Source organism: Winogradskyella sp., from assembly GCF_016744625.1.
Taxonomy (GTDB): Bacteria; Bacteroidota; Bacteroidia; order Flavobacteriales; family Flavobacteriaceae; genus Winogradskyella.
Window position 1 is genome coordinate 1 of record NZ_JADGDZ010000091.1, and the last position, 11,121, is coordinate 11,121.

Consider the following 11,121-nt stretch of genomic DNA (forward strand, 5'->3'; position numbering starts at 1 on the left):
TTATAAAATTAAGCTGATTCTATAAAATTACTGTAACAATTTTATAATATTTTATACATATAATTTAGTAGGTAAAGTTTTTATACTCGTAAAAATTGCCGAAATTGCTTATCCAATTATTGTTCAACTAAAACACACAACATAATATGTCTGATGATTTTGATTTGTTAGAAACCAACTCGCAAGAAAAAGCGGAAAAAGTAGATGTAAACTGGGGAAAAGCCATAGACCAAATGAAGTCTAAATTGGCTCAAGAGGATGATCCGGAAAGTCGTCAGAAAATACTTAACGCAACATTAGACAATGTTGTAGATATGGCAGAAAAGGACAGAACTACTTTACTTGATGCTATTAAGGATTTAACAGACTATCAAGATGAAGTTGGTATTATGTTCGAAGGTTTCTCTGCATTAAACGCTGCTGAGCAAAAAATTATTGATGATGCCATAAAACGTTTAGAGCGTGCTAAAGTTGAGCTTGAAGATGCAAATAACAAACCAGATACATGGTGGAATAATCTTTGGGGAAGAAAAGGCAAAATTAAAGATGCCGAAGCTGAGCTTAAAAATGCGCAAACTGTTCGTGATGCTGCAGATAACAAAGCGAAAGCAATGTTTCAGCAACGTATTGAAACAGCAGATGTTCAGACATTATTAAATGAATTATCATTTAAGAGTCAGGCTGCAATTAAGCGTCTAAAAGATAGAGAGCTCGAAATTAAAGAAGTTGAAGAAAGCCTAAAAACGGCAATTGTAGAAGCGAGCAATAATCATACTAAAGCGCTTCAAAAGAAAAAAGAAGTAGAAGATAAACTCGAAGAGCAATATGCTTTGTTAAAACAAGCACGCCAAGCGTTAGAAGAAGTTGCAGATAAACAGTCTACAGAATATTCAGATGCTTTAGGTAAGGTAACTACTTTAGAACAAAAAGTTGAAGAGTTAGAAGGGCTTAAAAATGCATACACGACTTTAGCAGCTTCTAAAGATAGTTTTGTACATAAGCATAACTTAACAATTAAAGTATTAACATCTTTGCGAAGTAATCTACAAACACATCGTGCTAAATTAAAGTCTGATACAGATGAACGTTTAAAATATTACGATGGTTATGTGGTTGCTTTAAAAGCACGTACAGATCAAGAATTCGCGGCAATCTTAGAACATTTAGGTGTTAAAACCGATGAGCATATTGGTGAAACTTTGGCAGCAATGCATACAGCAAGTGCTAAAGCACGTCAAGAAATGATGGATAATATTCCAGTTCACGAAAAAGTGATGCAAGGTGTTTATGGTAGTTATGCTGAGGCTTTACAAGAAATTCGAGAAAAAGATAAGTCTATTCAAAAGAATTTTGCTGAGCGTTACGGAATTGATATGAAAGAAATTTTCGAAGATTACTACGCTGCAGATGCAAATGCACCTTCAGGTGATGGAGGAGGAGAACCAGCAGGTGAACCAAAACCAGAGTCTAACGACGACGATCTTTTAGGATAAAAAATTAGGAAGTAGTATTCAGTTATCAATCTAATTGTGGCTTAATACTGTGTATACTAACTAGATTTCCATTAACATTTTAATAATACATTTCTAGTATTCGTAGTTAACTGCAAACAGAATACTGCCAACTGACTACTATAATGATAGTAACACCATTAGATTCCGCAATATTAGATTCTAAAGAACAGTATGTGTTCTATCATAAAATGATAGATTTCACACTCAAAGAACTCATTGTTGCTGTACAAGAAAAGCAATTACTTAATAAGCAAGAAGTACAGTTGTTTAAGCAATACAGTGATTTGCTGTTGTATTCTATCGAAGCCATACGTGTAAAATACATGTATGATGATGAAGATAACATGAAAGTCGATTTAACCGATTCTAGTTTTCCTAATTATTTAGAATTTAGATACTTATTCAACGATTTAGCATTACGAGAAGACTACTTAGGTAGACTAACCGATATAGATGTCTTAAAAGATGAATTTTTAGATACTTTAATGCGCAAAAAAGAGCCAATTGCAAAGCGTAAATTGTTTCAAGCATCATCTATAGTTTATTATACATCAGCCAAGAAAGAATATATTTTCAATCGTTTTGTTCAGGGTAAAATTATTCAAGCACCAGAAGGTTCAGAAGCAGAATACTTAGTCAGTTGGAGCTTTTATGATGTATCTCATAACAGACCATTTATTTGTTATATGTATTTCGATTATGACGGTAGAAATGCTAATGATTATAAAGAAGAGATTTACACGGTTTTAAAAAATACATCTGATCGCGAAATGAATATGGATACTATGGCTTATGCTATAGACAAGCGTTTGCCAAAAGTGCTACCAAAGCTTATAAAACGTGTCGATTTAGGGCCAATACACAATGTCTTCGCAAAAGACGAAAACAAAGTTACTCATGCAGTTTTGCAAGGCATTTCAAATAAAGAAATCCCTTTAGAATCATATGCTATTTCATTTAAAATAGATGAATTAAAGTCTGTGAGTGAGTTTAAAGAAGGTAGTTTTTTTAGCAAGCAAACCTTCCAGAAATGGAATGCAGTGTATAGACAACGTTATATTTTTGCACCACATAGAATTATACAATTACTGTATAATAAAACACCCGAAATCATGAATAAGCTAGCGCAAGCACCTATTCAAGTTTCTGATCTTAATACCTAATATTGTTTTGAAGGAAAAAACAAATAGGACATATTATACCATTATATTATTACTGTCAATGTTATTGACAACGTTTAACTGTCAGGTAGAAGAAGACAAATATCCTGATGTTCCTTTTTTAAATGATATAATTGTTGATTCAGATTATTTTATAGTGACTGATATTTTTAATGACAGTGATAAGGTTGAATTTTTAGAAAACGATAATTTTTTTATTTCTAATAGTGACGACCAAATAACGAAGATCGTTACCAGTCAAGGAAAAGTAGTATTAGAAAACAAAAGTGGTTCTTATCCTAATTATTTTGACACAAATGGTAATTTTTATAAAGATGGTAAGATGTATTATGGCTCTAACTATGAGAAAACTAAACCAGTAGTAGTCATTAATGTGTTGGATAGTATGTATTCTTTCAAGCAAAAAATCACTAATAATGGTGAAATTACTGATAGTATAACTAACGCACTTATTGAAGACTATAATTGGAAAATGTATATTTCATATGATTTGATTAAAGAAAGAAAAGCTTTTCTTAAAACAGCAATTGATACAGTAAAAATTAAGAATGATACACTTATAGACTATTCTTCAGTACGAAAGAATAATTATTTAAAAAAAGCAATTCCTTTTAAAGAATTTGACGAACCAATTATTATAAATAAGCATAGTACTGGTGGTCATTTTGGGTTGCCTTGTATTGATTATATGAGTTATTATGAAATTGGAAAAAATAAGATTAGAGTAAAGACTAAAGATCACACTACAGCATGGAAACTATACTCAGTTAAAGATAAAATGTACTTATTTGATGGGTTTAATAAATTATATCAAGTAAAAAACCAGTAAAATTCTTTTGCGTTAGTATAAACTCTAATTAGAATTAAAAAGATTAAAAAAATGGAACACAACTCAACTTTCCCTATAAAACAAAATGAACTCGATATGCTTCGTGATGAAGCAACATCATATCTAAAGTCTATTCAATGGGAGCAAAGTCAACGTGCAAAGAATAAAGATAATGATGCTAAAGATGAATCCATATTATTGTATTTATCTAGAGCAAATAATGGCAGTAATGTCAATGTTACTTCAGTATCTAAAACCATTTTAGCATTAAAGAAGCGTTTGTTGCCAGAATCGGTTGCACTTCCAATTTATTTAAACCAAACCTTGTATGCTGTACAAGAAGGCTTAACACTTGGTATTTGGATTAAAGATAGCTTTTATGATGCATCAGGATTATCAACATTAAGCGAAAACAAATCAGCTTTAGATAGTTCAGGAAAGCGTGAGTACGAAAGTAAAATGCATACATCAACGGCATTTATGTTGTTTGCTACGTCTTATAAGATTCTACACGATTTAAAACCACATGCTTCAGACGATTTATCAGTGATGAAGCAGAAGTTTGCAGGCATTCCGGAAGTATCGTTTATGTCTCCATTAAAAGGTATTTCATGCCAGTTGTTTTATTATGATAAATATTTAGGGCACCCAGATATTATAAAATCAGATAAGGATGTTATAGATTTTACTGTTGTTTATTTTGAAGCTCTAATTGACGAAATTCAATTACGTAAGAGTAGCTTAGAACATACTGAAACTATTGTTGATAGAACCTATAAACTTGAAAATTCTGAGTTTGCAATTTCAGGTTGGGATAATGTCTTTTCTGGTACAGCAAAAAGTATAGAATTTAACAAAATTCAGTTTGAACAAATTGTAGGTAACAGAGATGCCAAGCATTTTGCACGTCGTTTAACAGAACGTATGCTGAGTTACGATTTTGAAGCAAAGAAGAACCCTTTTCAAGAGCTTGGTGGTTTTATGCCTGTATTTATGGGTTACGGAATACCAGGAACAGGGAAAAGTATGTTGATTGCTGCAATTGCTACGCGATTAAAAGAACATAGCGATAATTTAGATATTCCGTTTTTATTCCATCCAATGCCAGATACTTTGATTAGTACGTTTCAAGGTGGTTCTGCTGAGAAAATGGTAGAGTGGATGAAGCCTTTACAAGATCCAACGAAATTAATTTTTGCACCAATAGATGATGCTGAGAATAATTTACAAGAGCGAACAGCACAAGGAGTTTCTGCAGGTGTAAAAGAAGTGATTGGTGTATTTTTAAGATATACTGAAGGTGCTTATGCTGTAAATTATGGTAACAGCTCAATAGGTTTGTTTACTAACTTACCAGAAATGTTAGATAAAGCCGTCATCTCACGTGTACAAGGTCGATTTAAAATTGATGGAGCACGTACTGAGCACGATTTCTTAGACCAAGATTATATTTGGTGGAGAAAGTTACAAAGTACAATGCCAGATTTTGTAAATATGGACGATCCAGAAGTGTATAAATACCTAGCGGATCAAGGTTTAGCTAAAAGCATGGGAGACATTCTTAATTTAATGGAAAAGCCATCAGAAGAGCGTGTTCACGAAACTTTTGATAAAGTAGAGAAGCTTCATGAAACGGACGATCATATGTTCTATGCTGCTTTATATAAAGAGATTCAGAAGATATTTCCGTTTTTCTCTTCGCGAGATGTACGTAATATTCAATCTGCAATTTCATTGCGTTTAACAGATTTTGATTTAGAAAAAGATTGGTTTGAAAATCCTGAGACATATTTCAAAAAGGATTATGAAACCAAATTCAATATGCTTCAAGAATTAATGAAGTCTAATATGAAGGGTTTAAACTTCTCTGATATTAGAAGACAAGAAGTTATTCGTTATTTAGATAACGTTGCTACCATTGCTGATACTGACTTTAAGCGTAAAGTAGATGCTAGAGTGAATCAATTGAATATTGATAATGAAGCTCGCGAGCAGTTTGGGAAAATAGATTGATTAAATGAATAACCTCAAAAACATAAAACACATCAAACTATCCAATGAATGGGCAACATTAGATAGAATAGATTACGATTACCAATTCAAAAAAGGAAATTGGAAACGTCTATCTCGTGAAACCTATAATCGTGGTAATGGCACAGCAATTTTGTTATACGATCCAGAGAAAGGAACTGTGATATTAACAAAACAATTCAGAATGCCAGCTTATGAAAATGATAAAAATGATGGTATGTCAATTGAAGCTTGTGCTGGTGCCATTGACAAAGATGATAGTCCATTAGAAACTATTATAAGAGAAACAGAAGAAGAAGTAGGCTATAAAATTAAAAGCGCTAAACAAGTGCTAACAGCTTATATGTCGCCTGGAGCATTAACCGAAAAAATGTATTTGTTCGTTGCTGAATATAGTGATGCAATGAAGATTAATGACGGAGGAGGTTTAGATAGTGAAGATGAAGAAATAGATGTATTAGAAATGCCTTTTTCTAAAGCTATAGAGATGATTAAAAATGAGGAAATCATTGATGCTAAAACGATAATGCTATTACAATATGTTCAAATAAACGAATTGTTATAATAGTAGTCATTCCTGTGCAGGTAGGAATTAAGTAGAATAAAATAAACAAAATAGATTTCTGATTTCTCAGGAATAACAAAAGTGATTACCGCTTAACGGCAATAAGATGGATAAACTAAAAGAAGCAAACCTATATAGAAGTGAACTCATTCCTGTAAGTGGAAAATTAGTAGAGCGTTACAATAAGTGTTTAAAAACATTAGGTTTTACTGAAACCAAACTCAAGTCATTTTATATTGATGGAGTAGGTTGGAGTCCTGAGGTAGCGGAAGAGAAGAAGAATGTGCAATACCTTAATCATGGAGATGCAAATCCTCATGGCATTATCATATCACCTTTACAAAAAGGAAAGCCTGTATATCTCCCATTTCATTCTTTTGATAGAGAAATGATGCAACATGTTTTTAGAACACATGGTCAAAAAATTAATGATATTACTAGAGATTCGGCCATTTGCATAGATTTTGACCAAGATATTGATGTGTTTTATGAGCCTTTAGACATTCTTAAATATGATGATGTTAGTATTACATTCAGGCTCATTGATAATCTCGAACAAATTCAGAAAAAGCAATTAAAACTTATTGATAAGTTTAAAACTGGCAATAATTTTATAGATGAAGGTATTCATCAAGAATTATTAGACTCTGCTAAAACTTATGGTGATTTACGTGATAGAGATTTAAGCTTGCATCCTTTGCATTTTACAACAGGTTCATTTTTTACAAGAGCCTTCGACGGTGTGTATTTACTAAGAGATTTTATAAAGCCAATCATTGTTTTTGAAAGTAAGGACGTTTACAAAGAAGCCATAAAAGATACGATACACGATGTGCTTATTTATCATATTGAGCAACCAGAGTTAATAGATAAACTAAAAGATCATATTATTATTGAATGTAATTTAGAAGCGATTGTAAACACTCCAAACTATGATAGAATTAAAAAATATGAACTTCATAAACTTTTAAAGGAAACACAACATCCAATACAAGACATTCTAAATGATAAAGTGTTATTTAAAAGCTATTTGAATAAAATAGATATAAAAGCACGTAAACAAGTGATGGGAGTAGAATTGTATCTCGAAAAATTAGAGCGAAGTAACGCTTACAAAATCGAGGATATGGTAGAAGAATCTATGTACTTTGCTTTGCATCAGCCACATTCATCTTTATCAGCAGAGCATCGAGATTTAATCCACAAGTTATTGATTAACATTTCGCCAAAAGATGTTTTATTCTTGTATTGGTATGACAAAGAACAATTTTATAAGAGTTATGATACTTGGAATGACTCCTTTAGAGATTGGGCAATAGAACGTATTAGTAACAATATCTAAGAAATTTAGACTAATTTTATAAGAACCTTAAATACAATAATTATGGGAATAGAACTAGTAATATTTATAGCAGCAATTTTATTCGGAATATTCCTTTATTGGAGAGAATCTAATAGTAATAGTGTTTACCGATTTTTAAATAAAATCGTTAATAGCAAAGAGTTGCAAATGAAAGCAGACAATCCAAAAGGATTTGTTTATAAACAAGCACTTTTGCCTCGTATTATTTTTATTGTCAGCTTGGTTATGATTGCCGCATTAGTAGTAGAGTTTTTAACACCTCTTGCTGTATTTTCGAGCTATAACGGTATTTCTGCTTTTGCATCTTTTGCAGTTGGTACATTAATAGGAACATACTTAGCTAATTTTGTAATAAAGACAACTGAAGTCGTGGAAGAAAAAAGCGACTCATTAGGTGAAATGGTTGATGGCGCTGTGGAAAAAGGAAAAGACTTTATTGAAGACTTAAAGACTAAAGATAAAGAGGTGGTAGAAGATGTTAAAGAAGAGATTAAGTCGCAACCTGAAGCTGAAAAGCAAAGTGCACGCGACCGTTTAAAAGATAAGGGTCTAATGTAAAGAAAGTATCATCCTGAATTTACTTCTGGATCTCATTAAAAGTTTGTCATTCCGCACTTGATGCGGAATCCACAAAAGATAATATTAAATTCAAGATTCTGAACCAAGTTCAGAATGACAAAAAATTAAGCATGATAAAATCATACTGGAATAAAGGAAAAAAGCAAAAAACAATTACCATCATTGTTGGATTAATTTTGCTCATCTTACTTTTTGTACTACGAGACGATTACCAACCAGCATTATTATTTGTTAGAAAATACCTGTTTATTATTATTGTGAGTTTGCTCATTCTAATTCTTGGATTGCGCAAATTTAGGAAGACATCTAATACAGGAGGTCGCTTAGGTGTTTTAGCCTTATTGATTGTCTTTTTTGGATTACTTTATGTATTCGGATGGCATTATAAGATGTATGATTATATGAAGACTTATAACGTCTTTAATAGTCTTAATAAAGTAGAGATTAGTGAATTGCCATTAACTCAAAATGAACGTATTCAACCTTTGCGAAATGTGTTTTCAATGGCTAATGAAAGTGTAGGTGAAACCAAAGATGTTTCATTACCACACTTAGTTAGAATTGGCACTGAGAATAAATGGACTATGGCTATTCAGCCAAGTGAGAAATACGTTATGCAACAAATTAGCGATAATACAGAAGAAGTTTTTGCAGTTAGTAGTACAACGCCATTTCCTCGATTTTCTAATGAAAATAGAATATCAGTAACCTTTTCAATTGGTGAATCTTTAAAGTTTAGTAGAAATACATATAATGCAGTAGTACAGCGTTTTAATCCTTGGATGCTTTTTAATTATGAGCCAAGCGATACGTTTTATATGAAAAATGATTCAGATGCTTGGGTACAAGTGGTGAGTTTAATAAAATGGAAAGGCTTCTTTTTTCCTTACCCAACTTTTGGTGGAGTTATGATTATAGATAATGGTGAGCACGATTTTAATGATTATGTAGAGCGTATTACTATTGGAAAAGGAACTTTTGTGCATCCAGATGACATTAAGAATTATCCATTTTTAAATAAGCAGAATACTTTATCTGAAAAAGTATCACAGCTTCAAGCAGAATCTTTAAAATTCTTAGGTGGATTTAGTGATCCATTACCTTGGAATATGGAAACTGCAGTTAAAATTCCATTGATGCCAAAAGACCAAAATCAACAACCTTATGTTACTGATTTTGATTTTGCAGGCTCAAATTCAGATGCTTATAGTGGCTTATACCATTGGTTTGGTTTAGAGCCAGTAGGAGATGAGCGTACAAGTTTAAGTTATAGTGTGTTTATTCCTGCAGATGGTAGAGATAAAATGTATTATTACGATCATGCCACTAAGAAACAAGGCTATGCTGGTGTTTCTGCAATGCCATTAAAAGTAAAAGAATCTCGTAAAGAATATGATTGGAACGCAAGTACACCAGTTGAGTTTAGACCATATATTAAAGATATTGCTGGTAGAAAACGTATGTTTTTTCTAGGAACGATATCTTCTATTAGTGATACAGATGCACAACAATTTGATGGTTCTGCAACACCAGATTTAGTATTGATTGATAGTGAATACAGAGATGTAATTTGGATAGATGTTAAGCATCCAAGCACTTGGGATGAAACCGTTTATGGTCAATTAAATGAGGCTTGGAGGTCGAGTGAAGGGATTGGTTACTATTATAAAGAAGAGCCAAAAGATGAGGACATTATGGAAAAAACTTTAGACTCTTTAAAGATGATTCCTAAAGTACAGGATAATTCTAAACAAATAGATGCACTTCAGCGTCAAATAGATTCTTTGAAGGCAGTTGGGAATTAACAATAACTCAATAGAAATTATTAAATTCTATAAGTTATTTGGGTTAAGTTTATATGAAAGCCAAAGACTGTCTAACAAAAAAAATGACATAAACTTTGAACCAGTACATTGTAACGATATAGGTATATATGTTATAGGTAAATATCCGAGGCTAAAGTTTGGTAATTTTACTCATACTGAAGATTTAAATTGGAATAGGCAAGCAATAGCTACAATAAGGCTTACTATCCTAAACCAAAAGATGATTAAATTAAAGCGATAACAACATCTTTATATCACTACGCACATAAGGACTATCAGCTTCAAGTTCTAATTCTTTAAACCCATATTTACGATACAAATAAATGGCGTTTTCTAAAATAGTACTAGAATAGAGTAGTAGTCCATTCAAATTTTTAGATTTACCAAAATCAATACAATGTTGTAATAATTGTTGTCCAATATTTTGTCCTCGTTCCTCTGGCAGAACACCCATTTTTGTGAGCTCTAAAATCCCATCTTCTTCAGTTGGCATTAAGGCAACAGTACCGACAATATTATCATCTTTCATAGCAAAGAATATAAAGCCTCCTTTATTAATGATGTATTTATCTGGATTACTTAAAACCTCTTCGTCATAAGGTTCTACATAAAAAAAGGTTTTGAGCCATTCAATATTTAAATCGTAAAAGGCATTTTTATATTCAGGTTTATAATCAATTATTACTACAGAGCTTTTCATACTTGAATCTATATTGCATGATATCATTTCGCTAAAATCAGTTTGTTTAAAAGTATCTTCTAAATGATTTATTTGATCTAATAGCGTATCCGATTTATAGTTTGTTATTTGATTAATTGTCTTGTCTATGGCATGCCAAATAGGTTTTATTTTAATTAGTAAATGTTCTCCTTCTTTGGTTAAAAAAATTGTTTTTTTTCGTTTGTCTGTTTTATCATTGAGTTGTTGTATGTAACCTTTTTTAAGTAGTTTATTGACAAATTGAGTAATTGCAGGTTGAGTAAATTTTAGTTGCTCAACTAGTTCCGTGTTTGTTATTCCATCATAATTGCTAATGGTTTTAAATACAGGAAATAAGTACGGATCAAATTCTATGTTATAAGAGTTATATACAACCTGAGATTCTCTCATCATGTAATCACTAACTCTTTTTAATCTTGACCCTAAACCTAAATTGCCATAACCTCTTAATGAATCCATAGTAAATAAATATTTATATAAGTGCTTATATAAATATAATAAAATAGCTTTTA

Annotated in this window: 9 protein-coding genes; 8 read left to right on the forward strand and 1 reads right to left on the reverse strand. The window is 31.7% G+C overall.

Features of this window, described 5'->3' with window-relative positions; all coding sequences use genetic code 11:
* Positions 1–146: 146 nt before the first annotated feature.
* From QZZ53_RS14580 to QZZ53_RS14615, 8 genes are all read left to right on the forward strand, one after another.
* Positions 147–1,493 carry a microtubule-binding protein gene (locus QZZ53_RS14580; RefSeq protein WP_296386017.1) on the forward strand — a complete coding sequence of 449 codons (1,347 nt, stop codon included), beginning with the start codon at positions 147–149 and terminating at the stop codon, positions 1,491–1,493.
* 143 nt (positions 1,494–1,636) lie between these two features.
* Positions 1,637–2,677: a hypothetical protein gene (locus QZZ53_RS14585; protein ID WP_296386019.1), complete on the forward strand. Its 1,041-nt coding sequence runs from the start codon at positions 1,637–1,639 to the stop codon at positions 2,675–2,677.
* Positions 2,678–2,735: 58 nt separating this feature from the next.
* Entirely contained in the window at positions 2,736–3,524 is a 789-nt protein-coding gene (locus QZZ53_RS14590) for a hypothetical protein (protein WP_296386021.1), read from the forward strand.
* A 51-nt stretch (positions 3,525–3,575) separates the two neighbouring features.
* A complete protein-coding gene (locus QZZ53_RS14595) occupies positions 3,576–5,537 on the forward strand; it encodes an AAA family ATPase (RefSeq protein WP_296386023.1) in 1,962 nt (653 codons plus the stop codon).
* 4 nt (positions 5,538–5,541) lie between these two features.
* Positions 5,542–6,120 (forward strand): NUDIX domain-containing protein, encoded by a 579-nt coding sequence (locus QZZ53_RS14600; RefSeq protein ID WP_296386026.1) that lies wholly within the window; start codon positions 5,542–5,544, stop codon positions 6,118–6,120.
* A gap of 106 nt (positions 6,121–6,226) precedes the next feature.
* Entirely contained in the window at positions 6,227–7,462 is a 1,236-nt protein-coding gene (locus QZZ53_RS14605) for a DUF6638 family protein (RefSeq protein ID WP_296386028.1), read from the forward strand.
* Between the two features lie 42 nt (positions 7,463–7,504).
* Positions 7,505–8,041, forward strand: coding sequence for a hypothetical protein (locus tag QZZ53_RS14610; RefSeq protein WP_296386029.1), 537 nt, complete (start codon positions 7,505–7,507; stop codon positions 8,039–8,041).
* 131 nt (positions 8,042–8,172) lie between these two features.
* The gene (locus QZZ53_RS14615; RefSeq protein ID WP_296386031.1) at positions 8,173–9,867 is read left to right on the forward strand and encodes a hypothetical protein; all 1,695 of its coding nucleotides are present in this window, start codon (positions 8,173–8,175) and stop codon (positions 9,865–9,867) included.
* A 250-nt stretch (positions 9,868–10,117) separates the two neighbouring features.
* Here the strand turns inward: QZZ53_RS14615 and QZZ53_RS17155 are convergent.
* The coding region (locus tag QZZ53_RS17155) for a bifunctional helix-turn-helix transcriptional regulator/GNAT family N-acetyltransferase (protein WP_365940737.1) at positions 10,118–11,121 on the reverse strand (1,004 nt) is incomplete at its 5' end.

Bases quoted from the DNA above. Each gene is read 5' to 3' on its own strand.
- QZZ53_RS14580 (WP_296386017.1), top strand. From the start codon at position 147: ATGTCTGATGATTTTGATTTGTTAGAAACCAACTCGCAAGAAAAAGCG.
- QZZ53_RS14585 (WP_296386019.1), top strand. From the start codon at position 1,637: ATGATAGTAACACCATTAGATTCCGCAATATTAGATTCTAAAGAACAG.
- QZZ53_RS14590 (WP_296386021.1), top strand. From the start codon at position 2,736: ATGTTATTGACAACGTTTAACTGTCAGGTAGAAGAAGACAAATATCCT.
- QZZ53_RS14595 (WP_296386023.1), top strand. From the start codon at position 3,576: ATGGAACACAACTCAACTTTCCCTATAAAACAAAATGAACTCGATATG.
- QZZ53_RS14600 (WP_296386026.1), top strand. From the start codon at position 5,542: ATGAATAACCTCAAAAACATAAAACACATCAAACTATCCAATGAATGG.
- QZZ53_RS14605 (WP_296386028.1), top strand. From the start codon at position 6,227: ATGGATAAACTAAAAGAAGCAAACCTATATAGAAGTGAACTCATTCCT.
- QZZ53_RS14610 (WP_296386029.1), top strand. From the start codon at position 7,505: ATGGGAATAGAACTAGTAATATTTATAGCAGCAATTTTATTCGGAATA.
- QZZ53_RS14615 (WP_296386031.1), top strand. From the start codon at position 8,173: ATGATAAAATCATACTGGAATAAAGGAAAAAAGCAAAAAACAATTACC.